Annotated in this window: 22 protein-coding genes and 1 pseudogene; 8 read left to right on the top strand and 15 right to left on the bottom strand. The window is 73.2% G+C overall.

Annotated elements, in window-relative coordinates; all coding sequences use genetic code 11:
* Nucleotides 1-213: 213 nt before the first annotated feature.
* The 4 genes from ACRAKH_RS22435 to ACRAKH_RS22420 all read right to left on the bottom strand — a co-directional run bounded on the left by ACRAKH_RS22435 (nt 214) and on the right by ACRAKH_RS22420 (nt 4,696).
* The gene (locus ACRAKH_RS22435) at nt 214-651 is read right to left on the bottom strand and encodes a VOC family protein (RefSeq protein ID WP_380720824.1); all 438 of its coding nucleotides are present in this window, start codon (nt 649-651) and stop codon (nt 214-216) included.
* Complete coding sequence (locus tag ACRAKH_RS22430) at nt 648-1,661, bottom strand: FAD-dependent oxidoreductase (protein ID WP_380720821.1); 1,014 nt, start codon at nt 1,659-1,661, stop codon at nt 648-650. The genes ACRAKH_RS22435 and ACRAKH_RS22430 overlap by 4 nt, the downstream gene beginning before the upstream one ends.
* A complete protein-coding gene (gene pepN / locus ACRAKH_RS22425; RefSeq protein WP_380720818.1) occupies nt 1,658-4,132 on the bottom strand; it encodes an aminopeptidase N in 2,475 nt (824 codons plus the stop codon). Before pepN ends, ACRAKH_RS22430 begins: the two co-directional genes overlap by 4 nt.
* 159 nt (nt 4,133-4,291) lie before the next feature.
* Nucleotides 4,292-4,696: an MmcQ/YjbR family DNA-binding protein gene (locus ACRAKH_RS22420; protein ID WP_380720909.1), complete on the bottom strand. Its 405-nt coding sequence runs from the start codon at nt 4,694-4,696 to the stop codon at nt 4,292-4,294.
* 816 nt (nt 4,697-5,512) lie between these two features.
* Between ACRAKH_RS22420 and ACRAKH_RS22415 the strand changes: the two genes are divergently transcribed.
* Complete coding sequence (locus ACRAKH_RS22415; protein WP_380720815.1) at nt 5,513-5,866, top strand: hypothetical protein; 354 nt, start codon at nt 5,513-5,515, stop codon at nt 5,864-5,866.
* A gap of 10 nt (nt 5,867-5,876) precedes the next feature.
* On the top strand, nt 5,877-6,395 hold the full coding sequence (locus tag ACRAKH_RS22410; protein ID WP_380720812.1) for a hypothetical protein: 519 nt from the start codon (nt 5,877-5,879) through the stop codon (nt 6,393-6,395).
* 75 nt (nt 6,396-6,470) lie between these two features.
* Here ACRAKH_RS22410 and ACRAKH_RS22405 read toward each other — a convergent pair whose 3' ends face one another.
* From ACRAKH_RS22405 to ACRAKH_RS22380, 6 genes are all read right to left on the bottom strand, one after another.
* Nucleotides 6,471-7,793 carry an amino acid permease gene (locus ACRAKH_RS22405; RefSeq protein ID WP_380720810.1) on the bottom strand — a complete coding sequence of 441 codons (1,323 nt, stop codon included), beginning with the start codon at nt 7,791-7,793 and terminating at the stop codon, nt 6,471-6,473.
* Nucleotides 7,794-7,844: 51 nt separating this feature from the next.
* Complete coding sequence (locus ACRAKH_RS22400; protein WP_380720808.1) at nt 7,845-8,714, bottom strand: TIGR03621 family F420-dependent LLM class oxidoreductase; 870 nt, start codon at nt 8,712-8,714, stop codon at nt 7,845-7,847.
* Nucleotides 8,715-8,903: 189 nt separating this feature from the next.
* Nucleotides 8,904-9,236, bottom strand: coding sequence for a hypothetical protein (locus tag ACRAKH_RS22395; protein ID WP_380720805.1), 333 nt, complete (start codon nt 9,234-9,236; stop codon nt 8,904-8,906).
* Entirely contained in the window at nt 9,233-9,388 is a 156-nt protein-coding gene (locus ACRAKH_RS22390) for a hypothetical protein (protein ID WP_380720803.1), read from the bottom strand. The genes ACRAKH_RS22395 and ACRAKH_RS22390 overlap by 4 nt, the downstream gene beginning before the upstream one ends.
* Nucleotides 9,385-9,513: a hypothetical protein gene (locus ACRAKH_RS22385; protein WP_380720801.1), complete on the bottom strand. Its 129-nt coding sequence runs from the start codon at nt 9,511-9,513 to the stop codon at nt 9,385-9,387. Before ACRAKH_RS22385 ends, ACRAKH_RS22390 begins: the two co-directional genes overlap by 4 nt.
* Nucleotides 9,488-10,006: a DUF4331 family protein gene (locus ACRAKH_RS22380; RefSeq protein WP_380720799.1), complete on the bottom strand. Its 519-nt coding sequence runs from the start codon at nt 10,004-10,006 to the stop codon at nt 9,488-9,490. Before ACRAKH_RS22380 ends, ACRAKH_RS22385 begins: the two co-directional genes overlap by 26 nt.
* On the opposite strand from ACRAKH_RS22380, the pseudogene ACRAKH_RS22375 reads away from it, so the two are divergent.
* The 6 genes and pseudogenes from ACRAKH_RS22375 to pcaC form a co-directional block, all read left to right on the top strand.
* Nucleotides 10,005-10,271: pseudogene (locus tag ACRAKH_RS22375) on the top strand (CoA-transferase subunit beta); the annotation flags it as partial. The gene ACRAKH_RS22380 and the pseudogene ACRAKH_RS22375 overlap by 2 nt on opposite strands.
* 50 nt (nt 10,272-10,321) lie before the next feature.
* Nucleotides 10,322-11,035 (top strand): protocatechuate 3,4-dioxygenase subunit beta, encoded by a 714-nt coding sequence (gene pcaH / locus ACRAKH_RS22370; protein WP_380720796.1) that lies wholly within the window; start codon nt 10,322-10,324, stop codon nt 11,033-11,035.
* Nucleotides 11,028-11,615, top strand: coding sequence for a protocatechuate 3,4-dioxygenase subunit alpha (pcaG, locus tag ACRAKH_RS22365; RefSeq protein WP_380720793.1), 588 nt, complete (start codon nt 11,028-11,030; stop codon nt 11,613-11,615). The genes pcaH and pcaG overlap by 8 nt, the downstream gene beginning before the upstream one ends.
* Complete coding sequence (pcaB, locus tag ACRAKH_RS22360) at nt 11,590-12,966, top strand: 3-carboxy-cis,cis-muconate cycloisomerase (protein WP_447009248.1); 1,377 nt, start codon at nt 11,590-11,592, stop codon at nt 12,964-12,966. The genes pcaG and pcaB overlap by 26 nt, the downstream gene beginning before the upstream one ends.
* A complete protein-coding gene (gene pcaD / locus ACRAKH_RS22355; protein ID WP_380720787.1) occupies nt 12,963-13,712 on the top strand; it encodes a 3-oxoadipate enol-lactonase in 750 nt (249 codons plus the stop codon). Before pcaB ends, pcaD begins: the two co-directional genes overlap by 4 nt.
* Nucleotides 13,709-14,074, top strand: a complete 366-nt coding sequence (pcaC, locus tag ACRAKH_RS22350; RefSeq protein WP_380720784.1) for a 4-carboxymuconolactone decarboxylase — start codon at nt 13,709-13,711, stop codon at nt 14,072-14,074. The genes pcaD and pcaC overlap by 4 nt, the downstream gene beginning before the upstream one ends.
* A gap of 86 nt (nt 14,075-14,160) precedes the next feature.
* On the opposite strand, the gene ACRAKH_RS22345 is transcribed toward pcaC, so the two are convergent.
* The 5 genes from ACRAKH_RS22345 to ACRAKH_RS22325 form a co-directional block, all read right to left on the bottom strand.
* The gene (locus ACRAKH_RS22345) at nt 14,161-14,859 is read right to left on the bottom strand and encodes a DUF3618 domain-containing protein (RefSeq protein ID WP_380720782.1); all 699 of its coding nucleotides are present in this window, start codon (nt 14,857-14,859) and stop codon (nt 14,161-14,163) included.
* Complete coding sequence (locus tag ACRAKH_RS22340) at nt 14,835-15,266, bottom strand: phage holin family protein (RefSeq protein ID WP_380720779.1); 432 nt, start codon at nt 15,264-15,266, stop codon at nt 14,835-14,837. Before ACRAKH_RS22340 ends, ACRAKH_RS22345 begins: the two co-directional genes overlap by 25 nt.
* On the bottom strand, nt 15,253-15,966 hold the full coding sequence (locus tag ACRAKH_RS22335; RefSeq protein ID WP_447009247.1) for a hypothetical protein: 714 nt from the start codon (nt 15,964-15,966) through the stop codon (nt 15,253-15,255). Before ACRAKH_RS22335 ends, ACRAKH_RS22340 begins: the two co-directional genes overlap by 14 nt.
* 214 nt (nt 15,967-16,180) lie before the next feature.
* Nucleotides 16,181-16,576, bottom strand: coding sequence for an SSI family serine proteinase inhibitor (locus ACRAKH_RS22330; protein WP_380720774.1), 396 nt, complete (start codon nt 16,574-16,576; stop codon nt 16,181-16,183).
* 103 nt (nt 16,577-16,679) lie between these two features.
* A complete protein-coding gene (locus ACRAKH_RS22325) occupies nt 16,680-17,429 on the bottom strand; it encodes an SDR family NAD(P)-dependent oxidoreductase (protein WP_380720771.1) in 750 nt (249 codons plus the stop codon).
* Nucleotides 17,430-17,444 lie beyond the last annotated feature (15 nt).

The raw sequence follows: 17,444 nt of genomic DNA, 5'->3' as shown, positions 1-17,444 counted from the left end.
AGTGGTCGCCGCGGAGCTGTGAGAAGAAGTGGCGCAGTACCTCGCCCCCGTCGCTACCCCTAGCGTCGGAGGGCTGGTGACCTGCGGTGTCGGGATCGACGAGCCCTGGTGGAGATTATTCCCCAGCAGTCCTTGCGAACCAATTGAAAACGTTGATGCGGTCAAACGCCGGCATGGTTTTCCTGATGCCACCCATAGGGTTCACCGTGGTCGTCACGGAGCAGGGGCGCGTCGTCGCGTCCGGTAGTGCACCAGCTCCACGAGCACGCCGGCGGGCTTGCGCAGGTAGAGGAACGCCACCGTCATGCCGGGGCGCGCGCCCTGGCACGGCTCGGCGTCCACGGGCGTGAACCCGTTGCCGCGCAAGCGGGTCAGCTCCGCTTCGAGGTCGTCGACCTCGAACGCGATGTGGTACAGGCCCGGCCCGTTGCGGGCGAGCCGGCCGTCGATCGACGACCCCTCGGCCACCGGCGCCACGACCTCCACGGCGGGCAGCCGCGGATCGGGGCCGAACTGCCAGAAGTCACAGGACACCCCGTAAGGCTCCGCGACCCCGGCCTCCACTTTGGACAGACCGAGGGCGGCGAGCAGGACGCCGACGCCCTCCGCGTCACCGGTCGCCAGGCCCACGTGGTCGATGCCGAGGATCATGCCCCCACCAGCTCCCGCGCGGCCCGCCGGCTGGCGGCGAGCACGGTCTTGGCCGCGCCGCCGCTGCCGCCGGTGAACGTGAACACGCCGTCGCCGACGTGGTCGAGCCGCAGGCCGGCCGGCGTGCGGTAGCAGTCGAACGACGCCACCACGCGCTCCGGCGCGACCGGCTCGGCGGCCAGGCCGAAGCGCCGCCGGGCCACGTCCGCCACCCGTGCCGCCAGGTCGTCGTCCGGCGTCACCTGTGCCGGGTCGACGTCCCAGCGTTCGCAGCCCAGGCCGAGCAGCGCGAGCCCGTCGCCGTGCGGCCGCCCGTACAAGCCGGTGACGTCGTCGACGAACCCGCTGCGGCACGGCAGTTCCAGCCGGTGCAGCCCGTACTGGATCTGCTTGGTCCGCAACGTCCCGCCGTGCTCGACCAGCCGCGGCGTCCACGCGCCCGCCGCGACCACCACCGCGTCGAAACCCTCGGCGGACCCGTTGGCCGGGCGCACGGACGGCCCGGCCGACACCTCGGCGACCCGCTCGTGCCGCACCTCGACCCCGTTGCCCGCCGACCACTTCAGCGCGTGCTCGCGGAGCCGGGCGGGGGACAGGTGCCCGGCGTGGCGCTCGACCACGCCGACCGTGTCGTCCGCCACGTCCCGGAAACCGAAGCGCCGGGCCAGTTCCGCGCCCGTCACGACGGTCGCCGAGCCGGGCAGCGCCGCGTCCACGACGGCCAGCGACGCGGTCGGGTCCACTCCGGACGACAGGTGGACCGAGCCGATCTCCCGGTACCCGGTCCACTCCAGCAGGTCGTCGTCCGCGCGCAGCTCGGCCAGGCTCGCCGCCGCGTCGGCCGCGGCGGCGGGGTCGGTCTCGAACCCGCGGACCAGCCCCCCGGACGCCGCCGACGCGTCGGACGGGACGGGCTCGCCCGCGAACACCACCACGTCCGCCCGTTCCCGCCGCAGCCGCCACGCCAGCAGCGCGCCGGCGACACCGCCGCCGACCACCGCGACCCTCACGCCCGCCTCGCCTCGACGGCGCGGCGCAGGTCGTCGGTGAGGTCCGCGCCGCGCCGGCTCAGCGGCAGGGGGAGGTCGTCGCGGGCGAACAGCTCGCCGGCGAGCTTCAGCGTCTCCGGCGTGCCCGCGTACCGCGGGTACAGCCACAGCACCAGCGTGTCCAGCACCTTGTCGCCCCGCAGCCGCGCGACCTCCGGGATCTCCCGGAAGAACCGCTCCACGTACGGCTCGGTCAGCTCGCGCTGCTCCGGCTGCCAGAAGCCCTCGGCCAGCGACCACAGGTGGTAGCTCGACAGGCTCGCGTCCGTGGTGATCGATCGCCACGCCGCCTCCTTGGCCGCCGCGTCGGGACGCGCCGCCCGCGACTTGATCGCGAACTGCTCGGTGTGCGTGCTCGGGTCGGCCTCGTACGCGGCGTCGATCTCCGCCTCCGACAGCGCGCCCAGCACGGCAAGCCGGTACCGCGCCCGCCACGCCAGGTCGGCGTCCAGCTCCAGCCCGGCGGGCGGCGGCGTGCCGTCCAGCCAGCCGCGCAGCTCGGCCACGTCGGTGGCGAACTCGATCAGGCCGCGGCACAGCGCCAGGCCCAGCTCGTCACCGGGTTCGACGGCGGCCAGCCGGGCGCGGGCCGCGTCGGCGACCTTCGCCAGCGCGGCGGGCCGCAGCGCCGGGTCGAGGAACCGGTCGGCCACGTCGATCCGCGCCTGCTCCAGCACCTCGATGACGATCGACAGCTCGGTCTCCACCGCGAGCATCCGGGCCACCAGGTCGAGGTGGTACGCGGCGGGCACCGCGCCGTCCAGCACGCCCTGCAGCAGCGACGCCCACACCATCGCCCGGTTGATCGGCGCCAACGTCGGCAGCACCTCGGGCAGCACGGCCTGCGACGCCGCGTCGTAGCGGATCTTCGCGTAGGTCAGGTCGTTCTCGTTGAGCAGCAGGAACCTCGGCGCGTCCCGGCCCACCAGCTCGGGCAGCTCGGTGCGCGCGCCGTCCACGGTCACCCGCACGGTCTCGTGCCGCTCGCCGTACAGGCCGATGTCGATCGTGTGCGGGCGCAGCACGGGGTGCGACTCGGGCGCGGTCTGGACCACCGCGAACGAGGCGATCTTCCCGTCCTCGACGGTGAACTCCGGCGCGAGCGTGGTGACGTTGGCGCTGCCCAGCCACTTGTCGGCCCAGTCGCCCAGGTCGTGGCCCACGGCCTCGCTCAGCGCGGCGTTGAAGTCCGCGTACGAGGCGGTGCCGTAGGCGTGCCGGGCGAAGAACGTCCGCAGGCCCTCGCGCAGCTTGTCGTCGCCGATGTGGTTGGCGAGCTGCCGCAGCGCCGACGAGCCCTTGAAGTACGAGATGCGGTCGAGGTCGAGCAGCGCCGTCATCGCGTCCGGGCCGTCGATCCACACGGGGTGCGTGGACGGGCGCTGGTCGGCGACGTACGCCTGGCCCTTGCGGCGCGCGGAGAACGTGGTCAGCGGCCCGGTGAACTCGGTGACCTCGCTCGGCACCCGGTGCGCCATGTAGTCGGCGAACGCCTGGCCCAGCCACAGGTCGTCCCACCAGCGGTTGGTCACCAGCCCGGCCCACCACATCAGCGACAGGCCGTGCGCGATCACCACCGCGCGGGTCTCGTGCTCGCTGCGCGGCGCGGGCGTGCGGAACAGGTACAGCTCCTTGATCAGCACGCAGCCCGGGTGGTCCAGCGACAGGTAGCTGAACTCGGGCGCGAAGACCTGGTCGAACCGCCCGAACGGGTAGCGCACCCCGAACAGCCGGTGGAACTCGTCCAGGCACTGCCCGGTGACCTCGAAGATCTCCTTGATGTCGGCTTCCAGCGCCTCGGCGACCGACGCGCGGCAGTGCACGCCGAGCGGCACGCCGTCGTGGACGGTCTCGAAGGCGACGTAGGGGCCCGCCACCACGGTGGTCAGGTACGTCGACTGGGCGACGGTCTGCACGACCTCCCAGCGGCCGGGCGCGAGCCGCGTCGCGGCGCCGGTGCCGAGCACCGCCCAGTCCTCGGGCACGGTCAGCGCGAACGTGAACGGCGCCTTGAGGTCGGGCTGGTCGAAGCAGGCGAAGATGCGGGGCGCGTGGTCGAGGAACACCGAGCCGTAGACGTAGACCCGGCCGTCCGCGGGGTCCACGTACCGGTGCAGTCCCTGGGACTCCCGGGAGTACGCCATGTCGGCGACGACCACCAGGTCGTTCACGGCGGCGAGGTCGGCCAGCGGGAGCCGGCCGTCCTCCAGCGCGTCGACGTCGAGCGGGCGCCCGTTCAGCGACGCCTCCAGCAGGGTCGCCGGCTTGAGGTCGAGGAACGTCGTGGCGCCCGGCTCTGCGGCGTCGAACGAGATCTTCGTAATGGAACGAAATGACTTTTCACCCGTGGTCAGATCCAGCTCCACGTGGTACTCGCGAACACGCAACAATGCGCTGCGGGTGGCGGCTTCGAGGCGAGTCAAGCTGGCCATGCGCAGACCCTCTCCTGATTGGTGGAGCGATCGTAAGCGCGGAACGGGCCAAGTCAACGACTCGTTCTCACCACCGGCCGCCGGCCTATCGCAAAAGCTTATGGCGCGCGTTCGGGCGGACCTGGGGAGCCGTTCGGGTTACCTCGAATGGCCCTGTGGCTATGCTTTGCCCTCCAGGTGAGCTGCGGCGACGCGCTTCGGCACGCACATCCGCCACGCTTCCACAACCAGTTCCTCAAGTTCTTGGCGGTCGAGTCGGGCCAACGTCACACGGGCCCAGTTGTACCGCTCGTCGGACGGGACCGGCATGTGGAACTTGTCTGGGTCAGACGCAACCAACGCGGCCCGCTCCTCCTTCGGAAATGCGAACCCCATCGTCTGTTCATCCGGTGACAACGCGAGGTACACGATTCGTCCGATGCGGAATTTCACCCGGTCGTGAACCAACGCCTCTTCCGTGCGCGGGAGGGCGCGCGCGATGCGGCGGACGTCGTCCGCGGTGACCCCGGCCGACGGGGCCGTCCAGTTCCGGGTGAACGCCAGGTAGCAGTACTCGTCGATCATCTTCGCCAGCGAGCGGCCCGGCCGGCCCAGTGCCGCGGCCAGCTCCGGCTCCGGCGCCCCGGCCTCCGCGAGCAGGTCCGCCGCCCAGGACCGCGTCAGCGCCAGGTGCGCCCGGTAGGCGGCGCCGTCGCGCGCGCCGTGCAGCCGTTGCGCGATCAGGTTGTCCCACGGCGGCAAGGCGTTGGGGCGCAAGGCGAACAGCAGCTTGGACGCGGCGGTCGGGCCGAGCGTGCGGGTGGGCGCGGCGGGTGACGCGGCGAGGTCCGCGAAGGCCGCGGCCAGCCGTTCCACCTGGTCGTCGGTCAGGTCGGCCAGCCACGTGGCGTGGTCCGGCAGCTCGCCGTGCCACCGGTCCCACCAGGCGGCCAGGCTCGCGTCGAGCACCTTGGGCTCGCCGTCGCGCGGCTTGCGGATGCGGCAGCCCCAGGCGTTGAGCCAGACGTGTAACGCGTCGCGGTGGGCGGCCAGGGAAAGGTCGACGCGGGGAGCGGTGGCCGATTCCAGTGCGGCCCAGGACCGGTCGGGCTGGTCGAACCCGCCGAACTCGAGGACGGCGGCACGCAGGGTTGCGAGGTCGGGTTTCACGCCGTGGGACACTAGTTGAGCGCGCCGCCGCAGCTCGCGGCCCCGGAACGGGAACGCGTGTCACCCTTGCGCGGCAAGCGGCGCGTCGGTAAGAAGACAGCCGACGAGTTCGTGGTCGCACCCGACCTGCCGCGTCCAGCCCGCCCCAGCTGAGCGCACCCCATCCCACTTCCGCCGTGACGCCGTGGCACCGCCACGCCGTCGTCACGGCGGTGTCCTTGGAGTGTCCGGATGAGCGAGCAAGAGACCTGGTTGCTGGAGACCCGCGTGTTCAAGGTCAAGCCCGGCACGCGTGACGAGTTCGACCGCATCAGCCGGGAGGGCACGATCCCGCTGATGCGCAAGATCGGCATCACCGTGCTGGCGTACGGGCCGTCGCCGCTGGCCGACGACGAGTGGCACCTGGTGCGGGCGTTCCCGGGCCTGGAGCAGCGGGTGGAGCTGGCCCAGGCCCTCTACGTGCAGCCGGAGTGGGCGGAGTTCGACGGGCCGGTCGGCGACATGATGGTCGACTACAGCACGGCGCTCGTGCCGGTGCCCGAGCAGACCGTCAAGGTGCTCTCCGAGCCCGGCGCGTGGTCCTAGGATCGCCGCCGTGACCACGAATCCGCCGTACCTCTCGGCCATCGCCAACGTCGACGCCGACTACGTCCACTACCCGAAGCAGGCCATCGCGCTGCCCGACCACGACGTCGTCCTGCCGGACGCGTACCTGAAGTGGTACGAGGTGCGCGAGGCCGACGACGCGATCGGGGACGACGTGCGGGAGCAGGCGCACAAGTTCCTGCACGCCGAGGTGGCGTCGGGCGACCTCGCCATCTCGGGCGACCTCGGGTTCGTCATCCACCACCTGTGCCAGGGGACGTTCTACTTCCTGATCGTCTGCACGTGGCGGAACAACAACGAGATGTGGGAGACCGTCTACATCCGCGACACGACCCGGCACGACGACCTCTCGCTGATGGAGCCGGGCCGGCACCGCGAGACCATGTGCGTGTGGGAGATGGGCGTCCTGGTGCACGAGCAGCAGGCGTGGACCCGCTACCTGTACTCCCGGCGTGACGACGAGGCGAAGCTCGCCTACCTGGACGACCGGTTCACCGGAACCGTCTGACACCCGTCCTGACACCCCGTCCCGGCTGAGCGGCCCGCACGCGACGGCGGGCCGCCCAGCCGTGCCGGTGGTGGATCAGGGCGTCGCGCCGAGCAACGGCTGGTCGTCGTCGTCCTGCTCCTTCACCGGCGGCACGGCGGCCCGGCGCCGCCGCTTCCACCACAGGAACGACAGCGCGGCGACCGTCACCAGCAACGGCCACAGCATGTACGGGCCGGACACCGCGAGCAGCGCCAGCACACCGGCGAGCGCGACCAGCGCGGCCCACCGCGCCTTGCCGCGCGGCAGCAGCTTGACCGCCGCCGCCGTGCCGATCACGTACACCGTCACGAACTGGCCGGTGGTGAGCAGCACCATCGGCTTGGTGCCCGCACCGGTCACCACCACCGCGCCCAGCGCCAGGAAGCACCACGCGACCACGACGGCGAGGCTGCGGCGCGGCACCTCGCCCGCCATGCTGCCCCGCGACAGGCCGGACGGGAACGCGCCGTCCCGGCTCAACGCCGCGCCGAGCTTCGCGGCGGTGGCGTAGTAGGCGTTCATCGAGCCGACGGTCAGCAGCACGGCGGCGATCGCGGCGATCACCTTGACGTCACCGCCCAGCGACGTCGCGATCAGCTGCCCCAGCGGCGCCTCGGAGTCGGCGGCGGCCGAGCCGAGCACGGCGATGATCACGAACGCGACCGAGATGTACAGCAGGCCGACGATCGCCACCGCGATGGCGGTCGCCCGCGGCAGGTCCCGCTCCGGGCGGCGGAACTCCTGCGCCAGGTGGGTGATCGCCTCCCACCCGGCGAAGCTCCACACCAGCAGCGCCGCGGCTGGCCCGATCGCGGACCAGCCGTTGGGCGCGAACGGCGTCAGGTTGCCCAGGTCGATGTGCGGGATGGACAGCAGCACGGAGCCGAGCACGAGCGTGACGAGCAGGCCCGCCAGCACGAACTGGAGCCGGCCGGAGGCCTTCAGGCCGATCCAGTTCGTCACCGCCACCAACGCCATCAGGATGACGGCGGTGAGCACGACGGTCCGCTGCCCGCCGCCGAAGGCCTGCTCCACGTACGCCCCGGCGAACAGCGCGGCCGCCGTCGTGCCCGGCGGCACGGCGAAGTAGAAGCACCACCCGACGACGGTGGCGATGCGCTCCCCGAACGCCAGCCGGGCGTACGTGGAGACGCCGCCGGCGTCGGGGTAGCGCGCGCCCAGCGCGGCGAACGTCGCGGCGAGCGGCGCGGACAGCACCACCAGCCCCAACCACGCCAGCAGCGACGCGGGACCGGCGACTTCCGCGGCGAAGGCGGGCAGGGCGATCACGCCCGTGCCCAGGACCGCGCCCACGTACATGGCGGTGCCCTGGCCGACGGTCAGCCGACCTCCGGCGTTGGCGGTTTTCTCGGGCACGACGGCGAACCCTCCCAGGGTCGGACAACGGTGGCGCAGCGCCCGACCAGGTCAGACCAGGCTGCGGGCGATCTTGATCGCGGGGCCGAGCGCGTCCAGGTACGGGCGCTGGACGTACACCGCCGTGAACCCGTACCGCCGGTGGTTCGCGGCGACCTGCGCGGCGATCTCGTGCTCGGTGCCGAGCAGGACGAACGGCGAGTCCAGCACGACCTCGACCGGAAGCTCCCAGTCGGCGGCGATCCGCTCGGCGGCGGCGGTGCGGTCATCGGTCAGCTCCACGACCTGCACGAAGCTGTTCAGCTCGACGTCCCGGTCACCGGCCGCGGCGCGCACGAGGGCGACCCGGCCGTCGGTCTCGGCGGCGTCGATGATCCGGAAGTTGCCGGTGGCCTTGCCCTTGACGTGCAGGATGCCGCCGATGCTGACGATGTCGGCGTGCCGGGCGGCGAACGTCAGCGCGCGGTCGCCGGTGCCGCCGATGAGCGTGCGCGGCGCGCGGACGCCCTCCTCGGGGCCGAGGAGCGCGGCCAGCTCGTCCAACGTGGACCGCAGGTGGGCCATCCGGTCGTCCATCGGCCGCCACGGGATGCCGGCCGCGTCGAACTCCTGCTTGATGATCCCCGCGCCGAGGCCCAGTTCGAGCCGGTTCCCGGTCAGGCGCTGGATCGTCTGCACCTCGCGGGCCAGCATCCACGGGTTCCAGAAGGCGGTGTTGAGCACGTACGTGCCCACGGTCAGGCGGTCGCTCGCGTGCGCGGCGGCGAGGAGCACCTGGAAGGGCGAGGTGCGGTTGGGTCCCAGGTGGTCGACGGCGACGACGGTGTCGAAGCCGTGCGCCTCGGCGGTCTGGCACGTGCGCACCAGGTCGTCGTGCGATCCCGGCGTGGCTAACGAAATTCCGAAACGAAGGTCGGTCATCGCGTGTGCCCCCCAAGGCCCGAAACGGCGGAGGGCTCAGGCTGGGGCATCGCGCGTGGTGACGTCAATCGGCCAACCGGTAGCGACGGACAGCACGCATCAGCAATGCGTATCAACCCGATAGGGAATGGGACGCCGTCGCCGGCCGGGCCGGGTGATCCTCCAGATCAGGGCGGCGTCCCGGCGTCGTCAGAGGTCGAAGGCGGCCCGGAGGGTGAGCCCGGCGCCGACCGCCGGCACCAGGACGGCGGTCACGGTCGGTAGCGCGGTGAAGCGGTCGCGGAGGCGTTCGACGGCGGCCAGGCGGTCCCGCAGGCGCACCAGCAGCATCCCCACGCCGATCGCGACGACGAGCAGACCGGCCGCCCCGCCCAGCCAACGCAGGGCGGACCCACCGGCCGCCGCGCTCGTCGCGCTGACCAGCAGGCACAGGACCAGCACGCCGGCGGTGTGGGTGAGGGTCACCGCCGCGCCCACCGCCACGGCGTCCCGCGCCGTCCCCGCCCGGTGCGCCGCGATCACCCGGCGGTGTCCACCACGGCCCGCACGGTCACGCGGTCCGGGTGCACGGTGATCCCGTGGTAGTGGTTGACGGTGGAGTTGCCCATCGGGTGCGCCGCGGCCTGAGTCGGGAACACCAGCAATCCCAACAAGACCAGGCCGAGGGCCTTCACCGCAGACCGTCCAACGCCGCACGGGCGTGAGGCGCGTCCACGAACGAGAAGTGCGGGTTGACGCGCAACGCCTCGTCCAACACCGCCGCGGCCTCCGCGTCACGTCCCAGCGCGGCCAGGATCACGCCCCGGTGGTACAGGAACCCCGCGCCACCCCGTCGACAGCGCGGTAGGCGAACGCCAACGCTTCTTCGACGCCAGCCACGCCTTCGGCACCTGCAACGCGATGGTGTTGGCGTTGAACCCGCGCAGCGTGTCCTGCCCGACCTCGGACAGGTCCGCGCCGTACCGCAGGTCGAACACCCGCAGGTCGAGGAAGAACGGGTCGTCGGCCTGCCCGACGTACGCCTTCGCGCCGCCCTGGATGGGCGTGACGGCCTGGTCGCGCAGCGCCGCGTAGTCCGGCATCGACTTCGGCCCGCCTCGCGGTGGCTCGACGCGCGCGCACCGGGCGCGCGTCGAGCAGTCCGGTGGCCAGGGTCGTGGCGACGACCGCGGCCGACGCGGCGGCGACCCTGGTGGCGCGGTGGCCGGTGAGCGGTGTGGACACGCTCGATCCCTTCGGTGCGCGAGCGTGCTGTCACCGGGCAATTCGGCCGGCGGGCGCCTCCGGTTCACGTCGTTCGGGTTCGGCTCGGGGCCGGGTGCGCGCGAGGAGCTGGGCCTGACCGGAGCCGGGCCGCGTCTGGTGATCACCGACCTCGGCGTGCTGCGGCCCGACCCGCGCACCTGCGAGCTGGTGCTGACGGCGCTGCACCCCGGCGTGGACGTGGCGACCGCGCGCGAGCTCACCGGGTGGGACCTGAAGGTCGCCGACGACCTCGACCGCACCGAGCCGCCCACGGACCGCGAACTCGCCGTCCTGCGCGCGCTGACCCACTAGAGCGCGACCCACCTGGCAAACACTTCTCGGCACGACGAACAGGAGACCCGGTGCCGACCCACACCTACCGGCAGGACACCGCGTCGCACCCACCGGTGTCCTTCCCCGAGTACCGGTCCAACGTGCTCCGCGCGCCGCGCCGGCCGTTCGTGCTGCTGCCGCAGCGGCTGAACGAGATCACCGGGCCGCTGCTCGGCGAGGACCGCGTCGGCCCGCACGACAACGACCTCACCGTCGGCCACGACGGCGAGCCGCAAGGCCAGCGGATCATCGTCGCCGGCCGCGTGCTCGACGGGGACGGGCGGCCGGTCGCGGGCACCCTGCTGGAGGTCTGGCAGGCCAACGCCGCCGGCCGGTACCGGCACGACGCCGACCGCCACCCCGCGCCGCTCGACCCGAACTTCACCGGCGTCGGCCGCACGGTCACCGACGCCGAGGGCCGGTACTCGTTCACCACGATCCACCCCGGCGCGTACCCGTGGCGCAACCACGACAACGCCTGGCGGCCCGCGCACGTCCACTTCTCGCTGTTCGGCACCGCGTTCACGCAACGGCTGATCACCCAGATGTACTTCCCCGGCGACCCGCTGCTCGCCGAGGACCCGATCTTCAACTCGGTGCGCGACCCGAAGGCGCGGGACGCGATGGTGGCCCGGTTCGACCTCGACACCACCGTGCCGGAGTGGGCCCTGGGCTACCGGTGGGACATCGTGCTGCGCGGCAAGAACCCCACGCCCCTGGAAGAGGAGGACGACGATGAGTGAGCCCCGGGCCGGTCTCCGGACGACCCCGTCGCAGACCGTCGGCCCGTTCTTCTCGTCCGGCCTGGTGTGGGAGGACGGCCCGTTCGTCGTCCCCGAGGGCACGCCGGGCGCGTTCCGGATCGGGGGCACGGTCTACGACGGCGCGGGCGTCCCGGTGCCGGACGCGGTGGTCGAGACCTGGCAGGCCGACCCGGACGGCCGCTTCGACCACCCCGACGACCCGCGTGGCGCGGTGCGCTGGAAGGATTTCCGCGGCTTCGGCCGCTGCGCCACCGACCCGGACGGGCGGTACTCGGTGCTGACCGTCAAGCCCGGACCACTGCCCGTGGCCGGGGGCGGCCGGGAGGCACCCCACCTCGACGTGTCGCTGTTCTGCCGGGGCATGCTGGTGCGGCTGGTCACCCGGATCTACTTCCCCGACGAGGAGGCCAACGCCACCGACCCGGTGCTCACCTCGATCGACCCCGCCCGGCGCGCGACGCTCGTCGCCGAGACCGCCCCGCCCGGGACCGCCCCGTTCGGCTACCGCTTCGACATCCACCTGCAAGGGGAGCATGAAACCGTCTTCTTCGACCTCTGAGCACGGCCCCCGCACAGCCGGACCGCGCTCGCTGTGGGGCGCGCTGTTCACCGACCCGGACGTCGAGGCCGCCACCTGCGACCGGGCGTGGCTGCGGGCCATGCTCGACTTCGAGCGCGCGCTGGCGATCGTGCAGGCCAGGGCGGGCATCGTGACCGAGGAGGCCGCCCGGATGGTCGTCACGGCCATCGACGTCGGGCACTACGACCCGGTCGTGCTCGGCGAGGGCGCGCTGACCTCCGGCACGCCCGTCGTGCCGCTGGTCCGCGCGATCGGCGCGCACGTCACCGCCGAGGGCCGCGCGGCCGTGCACAACGGCGCCACCAGTCAGGACGTGCTGGACACGGCGCTGTCGCTGGTGTCGTACCGCGCGCTCGGGCCGATCCTGGCCGGGCTGCGGGCCGTCGCGGCGGAGTGCGAACGGCTCGCCGACCGGCACCGCGACACGCTCATCGCGGGCCGCACGCTCGCCCAGCACGCGCTGCCCACGACGTTCGGGCTGAAGTGCGCCGGGTGGCTGGTCGCCGTGGACGAGGCCGAGACCGCGCTGGCCCGCGTGCGCACGCACCGCCTGGCCGTGCAGTTCGGCGGCGCGGCGGGCACGCTGGCCGCGCTGCCCGACCACGGCGCCGACCTCACCGCGCAGCTGGCCGCCGAGCTGGGCCTGGCCGCGCCGCTGATCCCGTGGCACACCAACCGGACCAGGGTGGCCGAGCTGGCTTGCGCGCTCGGCGCGGCGTCCGGGGTGCTGGCCAAGATCGCGCAGGACGTCGTGCTGCTCGCCCAGACCGAGGTCGCCGAGGTGGCCGAGGGCGACGGCGGCACGTCGTCCGCCCTGCCGCACAAGCACAACCCGGTGCGGTCCGTGCTGGTCACCGCGTGCACCCAGCGCGTGCCGGGGCTCGTGGCCACGGTGCTGTCGTCGATGGCGCAGGAGCACGAACGCGCGGCCGGCGCGTGGCACAGCGAGTGGCAGACCGTGACGGAGCTGCTGCGGCTGGTCGGCGGGGCCGTGCGGGGCGCCCGTGAGCTGCTGTGCCGGCTGCGCGTCGACCCCGAGCGGATGCGCCGCAACCTCGACCTGACCGGCGGGCTGTTGATGGCCGAGAACGTCGCCGTGCGCCTGGCCGCCCGCATCGGCCGGTCGGAGGCGCAGGACCTCGTCGCCGAGGTGTGCCGCACGGCGGTCGCGGCGGGCCGGCCGCTGCGCGAGGTGCTGCTCGCCGACCTGAGGATCGGGCTGACGGAAGAGGAAGTGGACGACGCGCTGGACCCGGCCGGGTACGTCGGCAGCGCGGGGGAGTTCGTGGACCGCGCCCTCGCGGCGCACCGGGGGAGGGGGCGGCCGTGAAGCCGCACTACGAGTTGAGCGGGCCGGCGGACGCGCCGGTCGTCGTCCTGGGCAACTCGCTCGGCACCACCACCGCGTTGTGGGAGCGGCAGCTGCCGGCGCTGCACCGCGGGTTCCGGGTGCTGCGCTACGACCACCGGGGCCACGGCGGCACGCCCGCCGCGCCCGGCCCGTACCGGATCGACGACCTCGCCGACGACGTGCTGGAGCTGCTGGACGCCCTCGGCCTGGACCGCGTGTCCTACTGCGGCGTGTCGATGGGCGGCATGGTCGGCATGTGGCTGGCCGGGCACGCGCCGGAGCGCATCGAGCGGCTGGTGCTGTGCTGCACGGCGGCCACGTTCCCCACGCCCCGGCCGTGGCTGGACCGGGCCGCCGCCGTCCGGGCGTCCGGCACGGGCGCGATCGCGCCCACCGCGATGGCCCGCTGGTTCACCCCGGAGTTCCGCGACCGCTCGCCGGACGTCGTCGCGAAATTCCACAAAGGACTGTCCGAAGTGGACGACGAGGGGTACGCGGCCTGCTGTGAGGCCTTGGCGTCGCTGGACCTGCGGTCCGTGCTGCCCGCGATCGAGGCGCCGACCGCCGTCATCGCCGGCGCGCACGACGAGGCCACGCCGGCGGCGTGCGGACGGGCGGTCGCCGACGCCATCCCCGGTGCGACGTTCCACGTCGTGCCGGGCGCGCACCTCGCCAACGTGGAGGCGGCCGACGAGGTGTCGGCGATCCTGGAGGGCCACCTGTGAGCACGTTCGACGACGGCCTGCGGGTGCGCCGGGAAGTGCTCGGCGACGAGCACGTGGACCGCGCGTTGGCGGGCGCCGACCCGTTCACCGCGGACTTCCAGGACTTCATCACCCGGTACGCGTGGGGCGAGGTGTGGACCCGTCCCGGTCTGGACCGCCGGGCCAGGTCGTGCGTCACGCTCGCGGTGCTGGCCGCGCTGGGGCACGAGCACGAGCCGGCGCTGCACGTCCGGGCGGCCCTGCGCAACGGCCTGACCGCCGACGAGATCAGGGAAGTGCTGCTGCAGGTGGGCGTCTACGCGGGCGTCCCGGCCGCGAACCGCGCGTTCGCCGTCGCCCGGCCGATCCTCTCCGGCAGCTGAACCCGCGGGCGCGGGACGCCCCGGAACGCCAGGAGCGCCGACCCCCGGCAGGGGATCGGCGCTTCCTCGCGGGAGGGTTGGCGACCTTACTGGTTCCTGGCCTCGTGCTTGACCTGCTGGCCGGACTCACGGGCGTGCTGGCCCACGTCCTGCGCGGAGCCCTTGGCCTGCTCGACCGTCGTCTGCGTGGCGTCCTGGGCGACCTGCTTCACCTGGTCCGCCGCCTCGCCGACGACCGTGCCCGCCTCGTCCTTCAGCTTCTGCGCGGACTCGGTGAGGGCTTCCTTGACCGGCTCGACGGCGCCACTGGCGCGTTCGCTCAGCTGCCGGACGGCGTCCTGCTCGGCCCGCGTCGCCGGGATCAGCGTCGCGACCAGCGCACCCGCGCCGAACGCGATCAGGCCCGCCGCCAACGGGTTGCCGCGCGCCTGCTGCCGCGCCTGGTGCGGCGCGTTCTGCACGGCGTGCGCCGCCTCCTGCGCCTTGTCGCTCACCGTCGACGCGACGCCCTGCGCCTTGTCACCGACGGTCGAGGCGGCTTCCGCCGCCCGCTCGCCGACGGTGGACGCCATGCCCGACGTCCGGTCCTGCACCGTCGTGGCGGCCTGTGGAACCGTGCCCATGACTCGCTCCTTCAAACTGTTCAGGCCGTGCCGGGCCCGGTCCACCCGGCGCTGCGCGATGTTGCGCGGCCTGGTGTGGTCGACGATCCGGTTCGCGTCGGCGACCAGCTCGGCGCGGGTCCGGTCGATGTCGTGCCTTATTTGGTCGGGTGACGGGCCCATTCCGCGTCCTCCTTCAACGTCTCGATGGTGCGCTCCGGCTTGGGCGACACCTTCCGCATGCGGGAGCGGCCGGTGGAGAACAGCACCGCGCCGGCGATGCCCCACAGCACCGCGACGACCAGCGCCGCCCACCCCAGGCCCATGAACGAGCCCAGGGCGAACACGAGGGCGAGGCTGAGCAGGATCACGGTCATGTAGCCCGCGAACGCGGCGGCGCTGAGCATCCCCGCGGCCTTGCCCGCCTTCGAGGCCTCCTGCCGGATCTCGGCCTTGGCGAGCTCCAGTTCCTGCCGCATCAGCCGCGACAGGTCCTCCGTCAGCTCACCGATCAGCTGCCCGAGCGTCGCGCCGTCGTCGTGCGGCGACCGGCTCTCCGGCACCGGCGCCCGCGTCTCAGCGCTGGACATACGGCGATCCCTCCGGCTGGTAGGGCGCGCGGGGCGACGGCGCCGGGGTCGCCGGCACCTGCGGGGACGGCGTGCCGTACTGCGGCGAGGCCGGCATGCCGTACTCCGGCGTCGGCGTGGCGGCCGGCGTGGCGGTCGTCGGCGGCACCGCGGTGGGCGTGGTGACCGGGGTGGCCGGCACGTGGCCGGTGTACCCGTGCTGCGTCTCGCGACGCTGCTGGTCGGCGCCGCCGCTCATGCTCTTCGCGGCGCGGGCGACCAGGAAGCCGGCCACCGCCGCGCCGATCAGGAACGTCCCCGGCTTGCGCCGCGCGAAGTCCTGGGCCGACTCCACCAGCCCGCTCGCGCCCCGCTCGTCGAGGTACCGGGCCGCCTGCCGGCCCGCGTCGGAGACCTGGCGCAGCGCGCCCGCGGTCAGCGAGTCCGGACCCGAGCCGTCGGCCATGCTGCCCAGCTCGTCGGCGATCCGCTCGATCTGCCGCGACACCTTCCGCGCCTGCTCCTCGGCCTCGCCGGCGACGCGCTGCCGCATGTCGTGCACGACGTGCTTGGCCTGGCCCTTCGCCTCCTGGGCGACCTGGCCGACCTGCTCACGCGCCGTCGCACCGACCTCTCCGGCGGCCTGCCTGGCGTGCTGCGCCACGGCGGTGCCCTCCTGTTGGGCGGTCTCGCGGACCGCACCCGTCTGGTTCTCGTCCACGACTGACTCCTCACGATCGGGTGTCTCGACCAACGACCTACCCCGGTGGCGCGGAGCTAACCTTCTTCGCAATGACAACTGTCCGGTCGTGACGCGTCGGCCCGCGCCCCCGCGGGGAATGGCCGGGGAATGCGCCACGACCCCGCGGCCGGTGGTCGGCCGCGGGGTCGTCGTCGATTCGGTCAGGCGCGTCGGGTCGATTCGACCAGGTCGGTCAGAACGAGAAGACCGCGCCGGTTTCCTGCTCCATCACGCACCGGTTCGGGAATTCTTCCACGTACTGGACCGGTTCACCGCGCCACGATCCGAACGCGGCCGCGGTCACCGGGTTGTAGTCGAACGTGCAGATCTGGGGCCCGGTGCCGTCCAATTCGGCGAAATTGCCGTCCGCGGCCTCGATCTCACCGCAGGCGGCCTGGGCCGCCGTGTGCTCGCCGGCCGCCGGGTCGCAGGTCAGGCGCGTCGTCTCGACTCCGCGTCCTTCCTGGTAGACCGCCAGGACCAGGTCGGTCTCGGGCGGTGCGGCGGACGCCGTGCCGGTACCGATCAGCGGGGCGGCCAGGAGGCCGGATGCGAACAGGGACGCCATGAGGGTTCGTGTTCGTCGCATGGTTCGGGGGTGACCCGGTCCGCCGTCGCGTATTCGGCCCGATTCCGTTCTCACTGAGATGTCGTAATCTGTGAATTCACCTTTCCAATTCGCCCGGAATTCGTCACCAAGTGGGGTTCGCGGTGACTCCACCGTCCACGACCAGGTTGTTCCCGGTGATCCACGACGCCATCTCCGAGGCGAGGAACACGCACGCGTCGCCGACGTCGTCCGGGCGGCCCAACCGCCCCAGGGGCGCGGCCCGCGTCCACCTCTCGACGCCGTCCGGCCACTCCCGCGCCAATCCCGGCCGGTCGACCAACCCGGGCGAGACGGCGTTCACCCGGATGCCCCGCGGCCCGTACTCGAGGGCGGCCGACCGGGCGTGCATGATCACGGCGGCCTTCGACGCGCAGTAGTGGGCGTGCCCGGCCGCCGGGTGCGTGCCCTCGATCGACGCCACGTGGGTGACCGACCCGCCCGCCGGCAGCACGTCCGCCGCGGCCTGCGTGCAGCAGAACGCGGCCGTCACGTTGAGGTCGACCACGGCGCGCCACTCGGCGGCCGTCATGCCGGCGAGGTCCCGCACCGGCTGCACGCCCGCGTTGTTCACCAGCGCGTCCAGCCGCCCGCCCCACTCCGCCGCCTCGCGCACCAGCCGGTGGCACTCGTCCTCGACGGCGAGGTCGGCGCGCATCCCGGTGGCCCGGCCGCCGGCCGACGTGATCTCCGCGACCAGCGCCCGCACGTCACCGCGGTTGCCGTGTGCGACGACCGCCGCGCCCGCGTGCGCGAACCGCAGCGCGATGCCGTGCCCGAGGAGCCCGCTGGCGCCGGTCACCAGCGCGACCCGGCCCGCCAGGAGTCCCGTCACGATCACGCAGAGTAG

This window comes from Saccharothrix hoggarensis (assembly GCF_052936025.1).
The sequence above is the reverse complement of the archived record's forward strand: the minus strand, read 5'-3'. Positions and strand labels throughout refer to the sequence as shown.

Coding starts and splice junctions, on each gene's coding strand:
- ACRAKH_RS22435 (WP_380720824.1), bottom strand. CDS start 651: ATGATCCTCGGCATCGACCACGTGGGCCTGGCGACCGGTGACGCGGAG.
- pepN (WP_380720818.1), bottom strand. CDS start 4,132: ATGGCCAGCTTGACTCGCCTCGAAGCCGCCACCCGCAGCGCATTGTTG.
- ACRAKH_RS22420 (WP_380720909.1), bottom strand. CDS start 4,696: ATGATCGACGAGTACTGCTACCTGGCGTTCACCCGGAACTGGACGGCC.
- ACRAKH_RS22415 (WP_380720815.1), top strand. CDS start 5,513: ATGAGCGAGCAAGAGACCTGGTTGCTGGAGACCCGCGTGTTCAAGGTC.
- ACRAKH_RS22400 (WP_380720808.1), bottom strand. CDS start 8,714: ATGACCGACCTTCGTTTCGGAATTTCGTTAGCCACGCCGGGATCGCAC.
- pcaG (WP_380720793.1), top strand. CDS start 11,028: ATGAGTGAGCCCCGGGCCGGTCTCCGGACGACCCCGTCGCAGACCGTC.
- pcaB (WP_447009248.1), top strand. CDS start 11,590: ATGAAACCGTCTTCTTCGACCTCTGAGCACGGCCCCCGCACAGCCGGA.
- ACRAKH_RS22345 (WP_380720782.1), bottom strand. CDS start 14,859: ATGGGCCCGTCACCCGACCAAATAAGGCACGACATCGACCGGACCCGC.
- ACRAKH_RS22340 (WP_380720779.1), bottom strand. CDS start 15,266: ATGTCCAGCGCTGAGACGCGGGCGCCGGTGCCGGAGAGCCGGTCGCCG.
- ACRAKH_RS22330 (WP_380720774.1), bottom strand. CDS start 16,576: ATGCGACGAACACGAACCCTCATGGCGTCCCTGTTCGCATCCGGCCTC.